This is a genomic window from Spirosoma gilvum (genome assembly GCF_054776815.1).
Window position 1 is genome coordinate 493,795 of record NZ_BAAHBH010000006.1, and the last position, 17,594, is coordinate 511,388.

General features: G+C 49.3%; 12 protein-coding genes. 2 read left to right on the forward strand and 10 right to left on the reverse strand.

What is annotated here, in order from left to right:
* Window positions 1-162 precede the first annotated feature (162 nt).
* Window positions 163-1,077 carry a helix-turn-helix domain-containing protein gene (locus ACYVFD_RS18595; protein ID WP_461091913.1) on the forward strand — a complete coding sequence of 305 codons (915 nt, stop codon included), beginning with the start codon at window positions 163-165 and terminating at the stop codon, window positions 1,075-1,077.
* Between the two features lie 96 nt (window positions 1,078-1,173).
* Complete coding sequence (locus tag ACYVFD_RS18600) at window positions 1,174-2,166, forward strand: aldo/keto reductase (protein ID WP_461091914.1); 993 nt, start codon at window positions 1,174-1,176, stop codon at window positions 2,164-2,166.
* Between the two features lie 196 nt (window positions 2,167-2,362).
* Here ACYVFD_RS18600 and ACYVFD_RS18605 read toward each other — a convergent pair whose 3' ends face one another.
* From ACYVFD_RS18605 to ACYVFD_RS18650, 10 genes are all read right to left on the reverse strand, one after another.
* Entirely contained in the window at window positions 2,363-3,364 is a 1,002-nt protein-coding gene (locus ACYVFD_RS18605; RefSeq protein ID WP_461091915.1) for a hypothetical protein, read from the reverse strand.
* A 20-nt stretch (window positions 3,365-3,384) separates the two neighbouring features.
* Window positions 3,385-6,102, reverse strand: a complete 2,718-nt coding sequence (locus ACYVFD_RS18610; protein ID WP_461091916.1) for a hypothetical protein — start codon at window positions 6,100-6,102, stop codon at window positions 3,385-3,387.
* 121 nt (window positions 6,103-6,223) lie between these two features.
* Entirely contained in the window at window positions 6,224-7,615 is a 1,392-nt protein-coding gene (locus tag ACYVFD_RS18615) for a protoporphyrinogen/coproporphyrinogen oxidase (RefSeq protein WP_461091917.1), read from the reverse strand.
* A gap of 112 nt (window positions 7,616-7,727) precedes the next feature.
* On the reverse strand, window positions 7,728-8,489 hold the full coding sequence (locus tag ACYVFD_RS18620; RefSeq protein WP_461091918.1) for a glycosyltransferase family 2 protein: 762 nt from the start codon (window positions 8,487-8,489) through the stop codon (window positions 7,728-7,730).
* 183 nt (window positions 8,490-8,672) lie between these two features.
* Window positions 8,673-9,836: an acyltransferase family protein gene (locus tag ACYVFD_RS18625; RefSeq protein WP_461091919.1), complete on the reverse strand. Its 1,164-nt coding sequence runs from the start codon at window positions 9,834-9,836 to the stop codon at window positions 8,673-8,675.
* Between the two features lie 100 nt (window positions 9,837-9,936).
* Complete coding sequence (locus ACYVFD_RS18630) at window positions 9,937-11,682, reverse strand: hypothetical protein (RefSeq protein ID WP_461091920.1); 1,746 nt, start codon at window positions 11,680-11,682, stop codon at window positions 9,937-9,939.
* Between the two features lie 12 nt (window positions 11,683-11,694).
* Window positions 11,695-12,603, reverse strand: a complete 909-nt coding sequence (locus tag ACYVFD_RS18635; RefSeq protein WP_461091921.1) for a transketolase family protein — start codon at window positions 12,601-12,603, stop codon at window positions 11,695-11,697.
* A 97-nt stretch (window positions 12,604-12,700) separates the two neighbouring features.
* On the reverse strand, window positions 12,701-14,701 hold the full coding sequence (locus ACYVFD_RS18640; protein WP_461091922.1) for an NAD-dependent epimerase/dehydratase family protein: 2,001 nt from the start codon (window positions 14,699-14,701) through the stop codon (window positions 12,701-12,703).
* Between the two features lie 80 nt (window positions 14,702-14,781).
* Complete coding sequence (locus ACYVFD_RS18645; protein WP_461091923.1) at window positions 14,782-15,612, reverse strand: transketolase; 831 nt, start codon at window positions 15,610-15,612, stop codon at window positions 14,782-14,784.
* Between the two features lie 126 nt (window positions 15,613-15,738).
* Complete coding sequence (locus ACYVFD_RS18650) at window positions 15,739-17,583, reverse strand: glycosyltransferase family 39 protein (RefSeq protein WP_461091924.1); 1,845 nt, start codon at window positions 17,581-17,583, stop codon at window positions 15,739-15,741.
* Window positions 17,584-17,594 lie beyond the last annotated feature (11 nt).

A 17,594-nucleotide genomic window follows, 5' to 3' on the forward strand; every position in this document is an offset into this window, starting at 1 on the left:
TCGACGATCAATTACGTTTGTACATCTACGAAAAATCCGTTTTGTGTTGATCTGACAAAAGGTAATGAGCCGATTGTAGGAGGGGATCTTATAAACCAAGCTCCGGTCTACTGCCAGTCACTATTGAGTGTATAGTCTATTTGAAATTTGTAATCAGGTCTTATGAATAAGATTGAAACACTTGAAGAACTTTACAAACGAAAATTTGAAGGGGCGGCCTTCCGCTGGATGCCCGATTCGATTCGGAATGAGCTTGGCCATTTTAATGTATTTCCGTTAGATCCGTTTGTGGGCGAAAAAGCCCGACCCGTACCTTACAAACGGCGCGATTATTATAAAATCATGCTGGTGATTGGGCCTGGGAAGGTTCATTATGCCGATAAAGTGATTGATGTTCAAAAACAAGCCTTGTCGTTTTCAAATCCACATATTCCCTATAAATGGGAGCATACCGATCAGATAAGCGGTGGCTTTTTCTGTATATTTAATCATCAATTTTTTAACCAGTTCGGTAATCTGAACCAGTATGCCGTTTTCCAGCCGAATGGGACACACATTTTTGAACTGACCGATGAGCAGGTAGGGCAAGTTACGGGAATTTACGAACGGATGTTTACAGAGATTCAATCCGACTACATTCATAAATATGACGTGCTGCGAAATCTGGTTTTTGAGCTGTTGCATTTTGCCTTGAAAATGCAACCGACTTCGTCCTTCGATAAGCAGCCGATCAATGCGGCACAACGCATCACAACGCTGTTTCTGGAGCTTTTGGAGCGACAGTTTCCGGTCGACGATAGCCACCGACAAATAAGCTTTCGCTCGGCCTCTGAGTTTGCCAGCCAACTCAACGTCCATGTCAATCATTTAAACCGGGCGGTGAAGGAAGCTACTCAAAAAACAACCTCACAACTCATTACGGAGCGTATTTTGCAGGAATCGAAAATTCTGCTGAAACACAGCACCTGGAGTGTTTCCGAAATCGCCTTTTCATTAGGATTCACTGAAGTCACCCATTTTAATAACTTCTTCAAAAAGCATGTACAGCTAAGCCCTATGAAATTTCGACATGTTTGATTTTCGTAAGTTCTTACTTGTATTTTGTTATTTTTCTATCCATACCTGCTGTAGGTTTGTTTATCATTAAATCGCATTAAGTATATGAGCACAACAATGCCAAAAAGGAACCTGGGCAAAAGAGGATTAGAAGTATCAGCTATTGGGTTGGGATGTATGGGCATGAGCTTCGGTTATGGCCCGGCTGCTGATAAGACTGACATGATCAAGGTAATTCGGGCGGCCGTCGAACAGGGCGTTACCTTCTTCGATACGGCGGAAGTATATGGCCCCTTTGCCAATGAAGAACTGGTGGGTGAAGCCCTGGAGCCGTTCAAAGGGCAAGTGGTCATCGCTACCAAATTTGGGTTTAACATCGATGATGAAGGGAACCGACTGGATGGTCTCAACAGCCGCCCGGAACGTATCCGAAAAGTGGCTGAAGCCTCGCTGAAACGCCTGCGGGTCGATGTCATTGACCTATTTTATCAGCATCGGGTAGACCCTGAGGTGCCGATTGAAGAGGTGGCTGGTACGGTACAAGACCTAATTCAGGAAGGAAAAGTAAAGCACTTCGGACTATCGGAAGCAGGAGCGCAGACCATTCGTCGGGCACATGCTGTTCAACCCGTTACGGCCCTTCAGAGCGAATATTCCCTCTGGACACGCCAGCACGAGAAAGAAATTATTCCAACCATTGACGAACTAGGTATCGGGTTAGTTGCTTATAGCCCGCTGGGAAAAGGTTTCCTGACGGGTAAAATTGATGAAAATACGCAGTTTGCCGAGGGTGACATCCGTACTATTTTGCCCCGCTACACCGAAGAAGCCCGCGTTGCCAACAAGGCGTTGCTGGATTTGCTGAACGCGTTTGCAACCCGGCATAATGCGACGCCTGCTCAGATTGCCCTGGCCTGGGTGCTGGCACAAAAACCGTGGATTGTGCCCATCCCTGGTACTACGAAACTGCATCGGCTTACCGAAAATAACGGTGCTGCCGCCATTCAACTCACAGCCCATGAACTTCAGGAGATTGAAGACGCTTCGGCTCAGATTGAAGTGATCGGCGCTCGGTACCCTGAGCAAATGGAGAAATCAACAGGGCGCTAATTTAACGTAAGTTGATCTTACTACTCTTATTCTCATGCTCCCATGCTCGTCCGCGATTGCATCGCGGATGCTCGAAACCCGCGTCTAAGACGCGAACCTCATACATCCGCGATGCAATCGCGGACGAGCTAAGGCGTTAAATAGAACTGCCCGAAAGTTTTAAACTTTCGGGCAGTTCTATTTAACGCCAACTTGATTATATATGTAGCTTCTGGCGTATAAGGTCCAGCCAGATCGCCCGACCTTCGCAGTTCCAGTGGGTATCGCTTTTCAGGTAAGGCGATTGGGGAGCCTGCTTAAAGCGATCAAAAGTGTTGATCGTAGGTACAACTAGCTTTGGATGATTCTGAATACGCTCAATCAAATGGTTATAATCCGAACGTTGTTGCTCCAGAATGGTCGCTTTATTTGGGATAAGCGATAGATAAACCGCATCAAAACCCAGTTGCTGGTATTGCTTCGCTACAGAGTTAATGCTGTCTACCAGCGTATTCACTTCCCGATCCGTCAGTCTGGAAAAGGAAGAGTTTAATCGATTGGCCGTATCGGTATCGCTGTGTAAAAAAATATGCTGATGATCTCGGGACAGACTAACGCTGGCATTGGCCCGGTCGAACCATGCTAATGTCAGACTGGCTTTCAATTCCTTGAACCAGAAAGCCCAGTCACCGCTAAACAGAGCCGATTCCAGTCGCTCTTCTACATCGGTACGGTGGAGTTCCGTACTCATTCGCTGCCATGCTGTGGGTTTCGGGATGGGATTCTTTACGGTATCCGATACGACCACAAATTCGGTAATGTGTTTGGCAAAATGATCCCGGACATGGCGTTCTACCGTTTCAATCAGTAATACATTTCGTTTTGACGGGTCAAGCTGGATGCGTTGCTGGTTATCCCAGCCCACCCGTTGATAATGGCTCACCCGAAAATCGGACTGACCCAAGCGCTGAGGTTCCGAAAAGCTATCGCCAATCAGATATAACTGTGTTGAGGCCGTGTCGCTTGATCGATTCGACGGTGGACAAGTGGGTTGAGCTACCTTAAACTGGGGTAGAGCCGATAATCGGTACAAATCGCCAAAGCGATAATCGTCAACAATAACGCCGATGCTGTATAACCACCGTGAGAGCGTTGTAGAAAGCCCGCCCCCCCAGAGGAGAATGGCAACAATCAAAATAACGTAACGTAATACACGCATGATGGGGCGTGAGGAAGTATTCACCTCAATCTAATACTGAATAACTGAACGGCCTTTTTGACTCCGCTTAAGATGTATAACTCGTTTGTCCGTTCGTCGAACTGCAAAACTACTGGAAAATCACCGGGTATTGGCCGTTCGCCGATGATCCGGCCATTCAGGTCATACAGAGTCGTAAACCCACCCGATTGCACACTAATGAGTTCAACGCCCGCACCGAGCCGGTGATACCGCACGTTGTTACGCTCAGACTGTAAAGCCCGAACATCGAACATCCGTTGGCCACGTTGATCCAATATCGTAACCTCTGTGTCGGCAGCCCGAATAAGTAGCCAGTTGGTTTGCTCTTCATCAGGAAAAAGCCGGAACGACCCGCGCCGAACAGGGCGATACAACTGAGTGCGTTTGGCAATAAGTCCGTTGGTATTGATGGTAAATAATTGGCCTTCATCGGCAATAGTCTGAATCAGCGTTTGACCCGTGGGTACCAGCGCAGGGCCTACAAACCTGATTTCGGGTTCCTCCTCATTCGCTCGTTCAATACGCGAGGGGAAATGCGGGAATTCACTTCCGTTTTCCCGCCAATAATTCAACGTACCATCGGCCTGAATGCCCAGTACATTCATACCGGCTGGGGTTACCATAACCTGAAACGGTAGTTGTAGCGGACCTTTTCGCGGAGCGGTCATAATACGAATGAATGCCCGGCGCTGACGATCCAATGCGTAAATGTGCCCGTCCTGATGGGCGGCCAGAGCCACCAGATTCCGTTGCTGACTTCCTCTCGGACGGGCCAGATACGATGGATCGAGCCCCAGTGGGAGAGGAATGGCCTGTAGCGCTACTTCGTTCCGGCGGTGGATCGGATCGGCTACGTACAGGGTTTTATCGGTCATGAACAGGTATTGCAGTCGACCGTTATTCAGGAAATCAACGGCTAAAGCGTTACTGCGAATCGGGCCATCGGTACGGCTCTGCACAATCTTTTCACCCCCCGGCGTAACCAGTACAAATTCTCCAGCCTCATTTTGAGCGTAGAATTGGACCGACGTATCGCTTAGATTGCCAGCTACAATAGGGGCGGCAATAAGTGGCGCTTCAAACTCAACTTTCTTTCGGAGAAGTAATTTGTTCAGAACGGCCCGGCTGGCTCGTCGTGTCGTACGGCCTAAAATGACGGTCGATTGAATATTTTCATTACCATAACTGGCCTGATAAGCCATGTTTTCCAGATTGGACAGGCTCGTACTACCCGTGGCCGGATCTACCTGATCGAGCAGGTTTTGCCAGGCTACTGGCCAGGTTGTAGGGACGGTAGTCGGCGCTCGGTTTAGCCGAACCAGAGCTGTGAAATTAGCAGGGCGTAGAGTAGTACTCAACAGTTCGGTCTGGCGTTCATCCGCTGTCCAGACGGCCCCTCGCTGCACCTGCTGAAGGTAATCCTGCATGGCTTCCTCGCTGTTGGCTACAATCAGTGAATTGCCATGTAACGTGACCCAGCTTTGCGAAAATCCAGTGAACAGACTACTGAATAGCGATGCCGGTAACTCGCGCATGGGAATCTGCAGGAGCTTATGGCCCAGGTAGTCTTTGGGCGTGGATAATGATTTGGCTCCTGCCTGAAAAGCTGCCTGTTGATACGCATTTGCCAGTTTTTTGCCATCTTTTCCGGTTAGGATCAGAACCTGCCGCAGGGTGCCCGTGGGCGACTCCATTCGGATGAGCAACAGGTCGCTGCCTAACGATTGATAGAGCGTTTGGGCAACTGGTTTAATTTGGTCGAAGCGGTCCCGGAGAAAATCGCTGGAGGCAGAGCCTAGTAAGCCACTGAGTGAACGGCCAAACCGCTTTGCATCACTAATGGCAATATGGTAGAGCGTAGCCGTTGTTTGCGGAATCAGATTGGCGTGTTGAATCCGCTGGGGTGTCTGATCGGCAAATAAGGCCGCCACATCACGTCGATTGCCAATCTGATCGACGGCATAGCCTATCAGGTGCGAACGGGAAGCCGATTGGCGGAATTGTAAGTTTAACTCCTCGGGCAGAAACAGACGAACTAAAGAACCTACATTGCTGAACAGGTCCTGAAGCACTTCCGGGCGAACCGATACCCTCGCCAAATGGTCTGAGTCGACCCGGAAATCGGGTTCGGCTTGAGCCAGCTTAAGTGATTGATGCATCCGTTTGGCTACATTTTCAATCAGAATGCCCGATACGCTTCCAACCAGAAATCCATCGGTGAGAATAAACGAGCCGATCGGCTCATTCATCCGGGATACCAAATCGAGTATTTTTTCACCAGAAAATGTATGACTGAGTACCCGATACTGGCGCGGATCAGGCGTAGTAAGTCGGCGCAGAAAAGGCTCATCTTTTTCCGTAATCGGAATATAAAAGATGAAGTCAAGGGTTGATTTCGAAATGGAATGGAGTGAATACCGAACCGCTCGGCCCGATATAAACTTGATAACCGTTGCCGAATCGGCGGTAGCGTACAAAAAACGGTCCACTCGCCGACGGGCTTCATCGAAAACGGGAATTTGCCGGAGCGACATTTCCGTCCGTAGTTGCCGCGCCGAAAGGGTATCCTGCAGGTGGCCGCTCGTCAGAATCATTAGCGAGCCCGGCGGAATCAACGAACCAACTGTACGTGTCGCCGGAACGAACTGCCGATAGACCCACCAGCCTATCACCAGCACCAATACCGCACCGACACCAATCCAGATGTTTCGTTTCATTCAAAAAGTTATTGAGTTATAAAGTTATAGGGTTATAGAGTTATAAAGGTGTGTTTCGTATTGAAATCACTTTACAACCGCCCGGTGGCCCGGCCTATAACCCTACAACTTTATAACTTTTTTATTTCCCCCACATCGCGTTAGCGGTTTCGGGGAATGGCAACGTTAGCTCGGGGATATTGGCCGCTACCCGGTTGGCCCATTCGACTCCCTGCATCAGCGAGTGATCCTGATTACTAACTTCGTACTTCCAGGCCCCAAACCGACCTCTTGAGTAGATGTCGAACGCTTCCAGTTTGGGTAGAACGGCCTTCAGAATACCATCCCGTTCCACCGACGGGGTTGGGTAGCCATAATCGAAGGCCATATGGAAGGTAGAAATCACATCGTCGGCCGATTCAATCAACTGGTCTTCGATCAACGCCCGGATGGTATCGTCGATCAGGGTTTCGCGGTTGACCGGCTTGGCCGACGATTCGCTGGTTTCGGTCATCAGCGACCAGTTCTGGTTGATGTCAGGAACGTTGTTAGGGCTGTAGTTGGAGAAGACCGTCACGCGGTAATATGGACTGTTGTATTCCGGAAAATACATCCAGCACATGGTTTTCAGGCTCTCTTTCGGCTTGCCTTTCAGACCCACACCTACTACGTTGGTCGAAGAGTGTTTCAGGCCCTGCGCTGTTTGGACCGTTTCAGGAGCAAGCCCTTCCACGCGCTGGGTGAACAGATCGAGCGGCATGGTACTCATCAGGTATTCGTACTGAATCTCCTCGCCATTCGAGAGGACGAGCTTCTTTTCGGGACCAATTACTTTCTCAACGGCGGTGTTTAGCTTGATATTCTCCCGGCCAACCAGATCGCCGACAGCTTCCCAAATACCACCCGTACCCCCGTGTTTAGGGAATTTAAACGTACTGTTAGGACCCCACGAAAAATCGTCCTGATTAAAGATGATATTTTTGGTGACCCGTTGCAGATCAGTAACCGCTACTCGTTCGCCCACCCATACGGCGTTCATATCCTCCGGCGGATACGCCCATACTTTAAAGTTGTAGGGGAACATGAATGTGTCGGCCAGGCCAGGGCCAAACGTGGCCAGAATCCACTCGCGGAAGTTAGCCGGTTTGGTATTGGTGGGGAACTTATAGTTGTGAATAATGCCTTCCAGGCATTTCCACATGGTTTCGGGAGTGAGGTACTTGATGTTGTTCTGGAACGGGTAAGGAACAAATCGGCCTTCGATCCAGACCCAGGATTCGCGTTGGTGACTGAGCCAGCCCTCTTCGCCCAATGCCTTGTGCATCAGGTCGTCGAAGTACTTGTAATGAGAGAACTGCACATGGCCACCTACATCCCAGGTGAAGCCTTTTTCATCAACAAAACTTTTGGATAGACCACCGATCCGGGCTTCTTTCTCTAAGACGATGAAGTCGGTAATTCCCAGTTCTTTCAGGCGGTAAGCAGCTCCCAGGCCAGTAGGGCCGGAGCCTATAATAACATACTTGTAATTCATTGTTGAGAATAAAATGATGACCGGGTCGCCGGAGCGATGATGAATGATAAATGATAGACACAAGCACGAAGTGGACTTATATCATTCATCATTTATCATTCATCATTCCTTATTACGCCGTAACGGGCTCGGGTTTTTTGAGTTCTTTAACTTTGCCGCCCAGTTCAAAGCGGAACTGCGCTAATTCTTTAAAACTCTGAATACACACTTTCAGGAGCTTCCATTTTAAGATTGAAACCGTACCCGTTAGTCGTTCTTTATGCGTGATTGGAATATCGAAGGTATTGTAACCGGCTTTTTTGGCCATCACAGCCAGAAAAATATTAGGCGCAAACGGAGTTGGGCTAGGAAGCTGGGCTAACAATTTCCGCAGGAACGAGCCCCGAATAAGCCGGAATGGAATATTGCTGTCCATAATGTAGGTTCCGTAGATAAAAGCGATACTCCAGCGAAGGATTCTCGTGATAATCAGACGGGCTAGTGCATCGTACCGTTCTTCCCGGTATCCCAGAATAAAGGGTGATTCATTCCGTTTGGCCCACAGTTTAGCAAAATCCTCAGTGACAAACTGGTCGTCGCTATCAGTCTGGAAGACATATTCCGAATCCAGCGCCACAGCTTGTCGGTACCCATTCACCACTGCATTGCCATGCCCACCGTTTGGCTGATGAACAACCATCAACTTGGGGTATCGACTCTGGATTTGGTCTAAGATAGCGCCGGTCTTATCGCGCGACCCGTCATTGACAACGATCAGACGGGTATTTTCGGTAGGAAATTGGTCGGTCAACAGATCGGTCCACAGCTTTACAACCGTTTCGATGACTTCTTCTTCGTTGTAAGCCGGCATTACAATAGACAGCAGGAGGCTCATTCAGTGTACTTTGGCGTTGGCGATACGTCTGTCGTTTGCCAACAGGTTTGAAATAAGTTGGACCAACAGACATTGCCAACCCGATAGTTCATATCCTATCAATACTGCAAATATAGAAATAGTTAGTGGCTAAACGTAGGTAGTTAGCCAACGGTTACCTTCTGAAGAGACCATTCAGGAGAATTAATAGGAAAATTTATCCTTTAGACTATTAATCGGCTTTTCGATCAGATACCAGGAAACCGTAGCCAGTAAAACGGTCAGGAAAACGAAGTAGGAGAATTGGAAAAAATACGAGCTGTTCAGCACCGGCAGTATATCGGTGATTCGACGCCAGGAACGAACCGTAAAATGAGTAGGCTGGGTATGATATACGTTGAAAATAAAGTTGTGGTACAGATACAACCCGTAACTAATTCGACCCATGTATTGACTGACTCGATTCTCCAACACCCACTTCATGACGCCACCAAAACCCAGTACAGATCGGCCGATGAGGAAAAAGCCAAAGATCGAAGCGGCCAGCCGTTCCCATACATCCGACATGATATTGTGATAACCACGTGGCGAATCGATCGAAATCCATTGGTTTAACAGCCCCACGCCAATAAACCCGGCTAAACTAAGCCAAACCCAGACCGACGACTGAAAGACTTTGTTGAACAGGTCGCGACGGTACAGCCAGCCATACGCCATAATAGCGCCCAGACCGAAGGAGTCGAGACAGGTGGGTGTTGATACGTAGCCGATGAACCAGGGCAGGTTTGCCCGATAAAGTACATACCGGAGTCCAACGCTTCCCACAATCATGCAGAGCGCTGTAATGGGCACATACCGACGGGGAATGAAAAACAGTAGCAGGGGTAGGCAAAGATATACCTGCTCTTCGACGGCTAATGACCATAAGTGATCGACCGTGCCCATCCAGGTATGGTAAAGGGCCATGTAAATATTGGTAGCATATAGCGCTAGCCAGGCAAATTTTTGACGAACGGGGGGCTCATTGACAAGCGCCAGTACGAACAGCGTCAGGTAATAGACCGGGAAAATCCGAATGGTTCGGCGGATGTAGAATGTTTTTAGGTATTTACCCAGGCCACCGTGAGGCTGGTTGCTGAGTTTATCTTTACTTGATAGCAGAATCCGGGTGATCAGGAAGCCGCTCAGCACAAAGAAAATAGTTACGCCTAACGCACCAAGTGCGCCAACGGGTAGCTGGATATGCTCCATCGTCCAGTGGTCGAACAACACTAAAGCAACCGCAATGAACCGGACTCCATCCAATTGGAGCAGATGGTTCAGAGCGGGTCGTGTGGGTTGTGTAGTTACTGGAGCGTTTGTCTGCATAAAACTAAATTAGTCGAGTTTCAAGTTTGGGATTCAGGTTAGTGGTGCATGAAATCCTAATGCGTCAGCAAACTCGGAACCTGAAACATTTTAGAACGAATTACCAATTTTTTTTCAGAGTTGTTTCGGGTGGACCGGCTGATTCAATCGTTTGGCCTGTCGGATATAGATCGGCTTTACCGTTCGGAATCGCCAAAATAAATAACTGGTACGAACCTGCTATCATTTCTTCGGTGGGCACATTAGCCGTAAAGCCAGTGGTATACAAATTGGTCGGCAGAAAATGAGCTGCCTGTACGGACCGCTGCATCTGCCGAATAGGAAACAAATAGGAGCGAACCTCAGACCGGGCTACCAGATAAGGTCCTTCATCCCGGATTCCCTGAGCGGGTAAGGTTGTATTTTGGATCGTATATCCGTTCGATTCTTTTGTAACCTGAATGGGTACCACTGGTTTTGTCGCCAGCCCAAACAAGGTTGGCAGAGTCGTATCGTAAAAGGCCGGTGCCAGATCCGTATAATGGCTGGAAGCTGAGTCGATGCTAATGGTGGTATTATTGGCATTATGCGTCCAGTTAAACTGGTGCGTGGTTAGCCAGTGCCGCCAGTAAAGGGTATCGCTCAGATAGGTCAGGTACGAACTAGCCATCAACCCCGCACTGAATACCAATCCCAGTATCATGGCCAATAATCGACCCGATCTGCGCTGTTGTACAATCACAAAGCAATAGACAAGGGCTAACAGAAGCAGCGAATAGATTTTGTAACGGCTGGTAATCAACAGATGCAATCCAAAACCCACCCGTGACCAGGCTACGGTAGTGGCTGTGCCCAGCAGAAATGCTGTAGTGCCAAAAAAGAAATAACTAAACGATGGAAACTGTTTCCTGACAAGCCCTTTCTCCAGCAGATACACCCAACTGCCCAGTGCCAGAACCGTAGCTATACTGCCTATGATCAGGCATTTGGCAAAACCTGGTCCAATGGGGAAGGCTTCGGCTGCTGCGCCATTGAAAGCAAGCCAACCTTTAATCAAGTCAAAAAAAGAACCCCGAATAGGAGGGTTTCCAGGCGGTTTTTGGTAGTTCAGAAAATAAAGACCAATCAACAAGACCGCACTGGCTGACCAGATGAGTAGTGCATTTCGGTTCGGGCGTTTTTCCAACAGTTGTTGGAGTAGCAGGATGGCAAAACCAACAGGCCAGACCAGCAACCCGTTCCCACTGGTTAGCGTAGCGGCTGTAGCCAGGAGTAGAGCAGGCCACAGTCGTTGCGAAAACGCCAGTTGATAGATCGTCCAGAATACCCAGAGTAGTACGGTGAAATTCTGGAGGGCAGCCATACCCCAAAACATATTTTCCCACTGCGACAGGTTGAGCAGTAGAAAAGCCACCGGGGGAAGATAGATCAGGTAATCCGTTAGTGTAGAGGCAATCTGTACTTTCGCGTTTTTACCTGACAGGCTTGTCGAGCGGCCAAGGACGAGCCCAAAAATAGCGATTAGCCCTAGTAAACTCAGATTGCCAACCAGCATCAGATGACGATAACTGAACTTGCCAAACAGGTTGTAATCCAGCCAGGTAATTATCCGATCGTAGACAATCCGGTGTTCGTTGTGCTGCCGATAAAACTCGAACAGCTTTCCAGTAAGTGATGCTTCTTTGTCAAAATTGACTAAGAAAGCCCTAAGGACATGGTCATCCCACTTAGGTACACTGACGGCGTAGCTATCCCAAAAGAGCCAGAAGATAACGACTGGAAGTAAAACAAGCCCACCCGCTACTAAACCGGCAACGAGCCCGTAGCCTTTTTGCTGAGTTTGTGGGGTATTGGATAAAGTGACCAATGGATCAGACTACTAGTTTGTAAACGAAGCTAACTGCCGGGCAATATTGACCGGATCGAGCCCTGACAATTGCTGGTGATATTTCTGATCGCCGTAAAGACCGTTAGGATACCCTTTGGCCGACAAACTGACGAAGTGGCTCGGCGCAGCCCCATCAGCCAGCAGCTTGACGGATAGCTGCTGAGCCAGTCCGCCGACCGACACATGCTCTTCCACAACGAGCATCGGTTTGCCCGCCCATTTGTGCGCTAAGTCAGCCGGTAAATCGAGTGGTAGGTTGGTAGCAGTAAACACATCAAACTGGTTTGCTAGAAGGCTATCCTGTAGGGCGGTCAGTACATTGGCGGCAACGGGGCCGAGCGCAACCACCGTACCAACCGAGGCTGGACTCTGCACAATGTGTTTGAACGACCCGTAGGTATGAGCCCCATCGGGTGTGTTAGGGCCAGCGCCCAGACGCAGATACGTCGGGCGACCTTCGGCTACAATCTGGTCGAGCATCGGCGACACTTCGTCGGCAAAGGCCGGAATGTATGTGTTCACATTCTGAAGGCTACTCAGACAAGCCAGGTCTTCGATGGCGTGGTGCGTGCTACCCATGATGCCATAACCATAACCACCCCCATTGCCGACCAGAAAGACGGGCATCCGGTGCAGACAAACATCATTACGAAACTGCTCAAGGCACCGATAAACCACAAATGGGGCAATGCTGTAACAAAATACTTTATACCCTTTATAGGCCATCCCTGCGGCCACGCCCACCATGTTTTGCTCTGCCACGCCAGCATTGATGAAACGGGGGCCTATGGCATCAGCTACGTTTTCGAGGGCACTGTACCCCAGGTCGCCCGTGATGAATATGATTTTTTCGTCTTCCCGGGCAATGCGCTCGATGGCGGCTGAAAATTCTTTTCTCATGAACGTTTATGGGCAGCCAGGATGAACTGCATTATTAAAAGCATTAGTATCTGTTTCAGGCACCTACTTGCACAAGGAGCGTCACCAACGGTATACCTTATCGGTTGCGTTCCGTAATTAAAGCCGAAATCTTATCCGGCGTATTGTAAATGCGGTCGCCTTTGCGAACCAGCGTTCGGATAAATTTCGGACGTTTTTTAGTCTCTTCAAAAATCTTGCTGATGTACTCACCCAGGAATGAAATACCCAGCAGGTTGATACCACCAAAAAACATCACTAATACAATAACGGTCGATAAGCCATAAGGCGTATTGGGGTCGAAATTTAGCAGTCGGGATATAATCTGCCAGAGAATGCCCAGCATGGACAGTCCTGTCAGTACAAAGCCTGCATAGGTCATCAATTCCAGCGGGGCAAAGCTGAACGAGAAAATGGCCTTCTTGGCCCACCAGATATTTTTTGTCCAGTTGTTGGTCGAAACGCCAAACATCCGTTCGGGCCGGACGTAATCCACACCCGTTTGTTTGAAGCCAACCCAGGCCCGTAAACCCCGCAGGAATTGTTCGGTTTCGGGCAGATTAACCAGCTCGCGCACCACCTTCCGGTCGATCATCGAAAAATCACCCGCATCGACCGGTATGTTGATATACGCGGTCCGTTTGAATAGCCGATAAAACTGCTTGTAGAAAAAGTGGACATGAGCGGGCATTTCGCGCTGGATACGAACGCCATAAGCAACATCGAAACCTTGCTGCCATTTCTCGTAAAACTTCGGAATGATTTCGGGCGGGTCCTGTAAATCGCCATCCATCAGCACAACCGCATCGCCGGTCGAGATTTCCATACCACTCAAAAAGGCCGCTTGCGACCCAAAGTTGCGGGAATGTTTTATGGCAATAACGTTCGGGTCTTTACCACAGATTTCGGCCAGCACTTCGTCGGTATTGTCGGGCGAGTTGTCGTTTACGAAAATAATTTCGTACCGCACCTTCATCTCGTTGAAGGTTTTGACCAGTCGCTCATACATGTACGGAATCGCCTGCGCGTCTTTATAACACGCTATGATGGGCGAAATAACCGGATTGAGCGTTGGTGTCTGAAAAGCTGGTATAACGCGACTCTCGTATTCATGACTTACCTGCCAGTCGGCGGTCTGGCGTAGGCCGTCGGCGAGGGGGGTGGTCGCTTTCCAGCCCAGATCCGCTTCGGCCGCCGATGGATCGCCGTACCATTCGGCCAGATCCCAGTTCCGATTGTTCATACTGCCCCAGACCGGCTCCTGCGTAAGCCCAAAGGTTTGCCGGGCTACATCGACCAGTTCGCGCATGGTCGTTTTTTGACCAGTAGCAATATTATACGACCGCCCCCGAATAGCAGGATTAACCCGCAGGGCAGCCTGTACAAAGGCACCCACGCAATCGTCGATATACACAAAGTCACGGCTAATGTCGGGCGATACCAGTGGAGGCAACTGACCTTTTCGGTTTTCTTCAACCAATCGGGGAATGAGCCGGTCGGGTTCTTCCCAGCCACCGTAGATGGAATAAAGCCGCAGGTTCAGTGTATTTAGCTGAGCAACGCGGGCATAATATTCAAGCGTATACGCGGCCGATACCTTCGAAACGGCATAATGACTATTGGGTTCGACCCGGTCGGTTTCTTTGGGAGCGGTGCAATTAAAGCCGTATTCTGAGCTACTTCCGGCATGGATATAGACCATATCGGGCGAGCAGTTTTCGAGGATATTGACCGTACCCAGTACGTTGGTCTCGTAGGTCAGGCCAACATTCTTCTGCTTACTATAGGCGCCATACGCTGCCAGATTGAAAATCGTTTTTGGCTTCAATCGGCCAAATACATCCTGTACCGACGTATTGGACAGAATGTCGCAGTGAACGATGTTTTCGGCAGGTACGTCCAGAAGCTTCAGCCGCCAGGCTTTTGTGGCATCGTGGGTCAGCGCGTACACATCCTTGCGAACGCGGAAGAGTTGCTCAAACAGGTTGGCGCCAATGAAGCCACTGGCTCCAAAAACGACAATCGGCCCATTGAGTTGCTTAATGCTGGTAGGTAACAAATCGGGGACAGACGAATTCATTTAAGCCGCAATATTACGGCAAAAGACTGATTTGCCTACGTCCATAGCCAGTTTTATAGGAAACGGTAATGAGCGAACGGTCAAACCTGAGCTACCTGAGCGGCCAGATACCGTTCCTGCACATCAGCCTTAGCCTGTTCGTATTGAGCCTCCGACATGGGCAGATAGTGCCATTCAAGCCGATTTTCCATATACGACACGCCTTTCCCTTTTACCGTTTGGGCAATGATCAGTTTCGGCTTTCCATTTGGGGTCGCGGTGAGCCGATCAATAGCAGCCGTTACGTCATTGATTGAATGTCCGTCGACGACGATGGTTTCAAAACCGATCGCCTTCCAGATTTGTACATCAGCCGTATCGCCCATTACCTCGGCGGTATAGCCAAAGCCCTGCAAGCCGTTTTTGTCGATCAGCACAATCAGGTTGTCTAACTGATGCTGAATGGCAAAGTGTGCCGCTTCCCAGGTTGTTCCTTCATTGGTTTCACCATCCGACATCAGGACAAATACCCGAGAGTCGTCGCCCATAAGTTTGCCGGCCTGAGCGATACCAGCTCCAATCGGTAATCCATGACCCAGTGAACCCGTTGCAAATGGAATGCCTTTGTGCTGATTGGGAGCGGGGTGAGCGGGTAGGGTAGTTCCGTTATGATAATAGGTTGCCAGCACGTCATCCGAAATTTCGCCTACATGATTCAGGCAGGCGTATAAAGCCGCAGCCGCATGACCTTTCGACAAAAGAAACGTATCCTGTGCTCGCTTTCGCAGGACGAGCGTAGCAATCATCATATCGACACAGCTCAGCGAACAACCAATATGACCGGCATGGGCCTGGTTGTAAAGACTCAGAATTTTTAGCCGGAGCTGTCCCTGCAGCGTTTGCAAATCGGTTGATTCAGTTGTTGATGTCATGGCGGATGAAATAAATGAATAATGTGTATTGTAGAATGAATCGACGGCTGTTGGTCTGGCTAGTTGCAGTTTATCCTCCAACTCCCTTCCTCATTTTTCATTTTACACTATTCATTACAATAGGCCCTAGTCGCCGTAGCGATATTTGTGGTCCTGAAAGTCAAAAATAGTAATTTTTTTATCGGAATGTCCCTTTACCAGGACAATTCGATCCCGTTCGTTCGGGTCGACACGTTGGATGTATTGAGCATCTTTAGGCAGATACAGGTTAACGATCTGGGCGTCGAACAGCGAAACGGGCGAGAAGGTTATATCGTTTTTCTTTGAAAAAATAACGCGCTGTTTATTGGGGTAGAGAATCGTATCGCCCGGAGCGTAAAGTTGTTTAAGCTGCTGCGCTGAGGACCAGTATGGGTTGGCAATCCGGGGTTCACCAAACTGGGTATACTTGGCCGCTGTGTCGGCATAAATACCAGCCAGTACCTGCTCAATAAAACCAGCCTGTATCAGTAGGACAATGGCGATGGGTACGCTAAACCACCAGCGGGTATGGGCTAGCTGTAGCATACCTAAAGCGACCAGTATACAGACATACGGAAATGAAAAACCCGAATAGCGCTGTGTAATACCATACGTATGCCCTGACCGCCAGGCCATAAACAACAGGAAGAATGTTGGCACCAGCGAAAGCAGGAGCAATAGGAAAACCAGCCGTTTCTGTTGTGTATCGGTCTGGTACATGACGAAACGCCCGATCAGATAAATAAACGGAATTGCAATCGACAGCACCAGCAGCCGAAGCGGCAGAACCGTATAAAAAGGTAATCCGGCCAATAGCAGCAATGGAACCGCCCCATACACCCAGGTCGGCGGCTTGGGTACTGAAAAATAGCGGTGCATGATCAATGTAGCGGCAGTTCCTAATCCAAGAGCTAGCAGCGAGTTTCGGATACCACCCAGTACGGCCGACAGACCGTTTGTGACGATGAACAGATCAGAAAAAACCGGAACAGCTCGGGTGGCAATATTGGGGAATGTTGCGGGCAGAATAATCCCAAATCCATTATGCAGTGGATTCGTTAAGGCCAGATTTCGGTAAAAATTCTTCTGCTCTTCGAGGATGTAAAATGTGTAGGTGCCTCCGCCATAGATGAACCATAGCGAAACTAATCCTAAGCCAACAAGAGCTGTTACGCCAAAAAGCACCCAGGTACGTACGTTCCGCAGATACAATAGGGCATACAGTCCGTGGCATAAAAATACGGTGACGGTCAGGTAATGGGAGAGTACCGCCGTGACGAAGGTGAGCCCATACGCCAGATACAGCCAGACAATGGACCGGTTTTTTGATCGAGCGAATCGGGTGGATGTCTCGTGGGTTCGTTCCAGAATGAGCAGAAAGAGATGCGTTGCCAGCAACGTCAGAAAAAAAGACATCGAATAATTGCGGGCAATGTGGCTGTAGGCCACAAAAAACGGCTCGATGGTCGCAATGGCGGCACTGGTCAACGCCAGGGTGTTCACCGAGTCGAGCGTAAGTGAATCAGACCGTCTGCCTGCTTGGCCAGGGCGGAAGTGCCGTCGTACAAAAACGAATAACAGCCAGACGATCAGGGTACTAAAAATGACCGATGGCATACGGAGAGCTGTATCGCTCAAGCCAAAAATACTGAGCCAAAGGCTTAAAACACCGTAGTAGGAAGGGCTATTGCCGATATCTCCCCGGATGTTGGCCTCAACGAAATCGGACAGCGTTTTGGGCTTCCAGAATTCGGCCGGTGTGAAATAAGGCTTACTGAACACATCTTTCTGATTCGCTCCTTCCAGGCAAACTCCCTGGCTAATCAGTAAGGTCGATTTTTCGTCGAAATATATGCCGTAGGTACCCACACGGTACAGGCGAAGCCCCAACGCCAGCACCAATAAAGCACTAAGCAGGAGTAAGGTATTACGAGATAACTGTACAGACATTTGGGGCAAAA

What these genes read in the sequence shown, in the direction of transcription:
- ACYVFD_RS18595 (WP_461091913.1), top strand. Translation starts at nt 163, where the DNA reads ATGAATAAGATTGAAACACTTGAAGAACTTTACAAACGAAAATTTGAA.
- ACYVFD_RS18600 (WP_461091914.1), top strand. Translation starts at nt 1,174, where the DNA reads ATGCCAAAAAGGAACCTGGGCAAAAGAGGATTAGAAGTATCAGCTATT.
- ACYVFD_RS18605 (WP_461091915.1), bottom strand. Translation starts at nt 3,364, where the DNA reads ATGCGTGTATTACGTTACGTTATTTTGATTGTTGCCATTCTCCTCTGG.
- ACYVFD_RS18610 (WP_461091916.1), bottom strand. Translation starts at nt 6,102, where the DNA reads ATGAAACGAAACATCTGGATTGGTGTCGGTGCGGTATTGGTGCTGGTG.
- ACYVFD_RS18615 (WP_461091917.1), bottom strand. Translation starts at nt 7,615, where the DNA reads ATGAATTACAAGTATGTTATTATAGGCTCCGGCCCTACTGGCCTGGGA.
- ACYVFD_RS18620 (WP_461091918.1), bottom strand. Translation starts at nt 8,489, where the DNA reads ATGAGCCTCCTGCTGTCTATTGTAATGCCGGCTTACAACGAAGAAGAA.
- ACYVFD_RS18625 (WP_461091919.1), bottom strand. Translation starts at nt 9,836, where the DNA reads ATGCAGACAAACGCTCCAGTAACTACACAACCCACACGACCCGCTCTG.
- ACYVFD_RS18635 (WP_461091921.1), bottom strand. Translation starts at nt 12,603, where the DNA reads ATGAGAAAAGAATTTTCAGCCGCCATCGAGCGCATTGCCCGGGAAGAC.
- ACYVFD_RS18640 (WP_461091922.1), bottom strand. Translation starts at nt 14,701, where the DNA reads ATGAATTCGTCTGTCCCCGATTTGTTACCTACCAGCATTAAGCAACTC.
- ACYVFD_RS18645 (WP_461091923.1), bottom strand. Translation starts at nt 15,612, where the DNA reads ATGACATCAACAACTGAATCAACCGATTTGCAAACGCTGCAGGGACAG.
- ACYVFD_RS18650 (WP_461091924.1), bottom strand. Translation starts at nt 17,583, where the DNA reads ATGTCTGTACAGTTATCTCGTAATACCTTACTCCTGCTTAGTGCTTTA.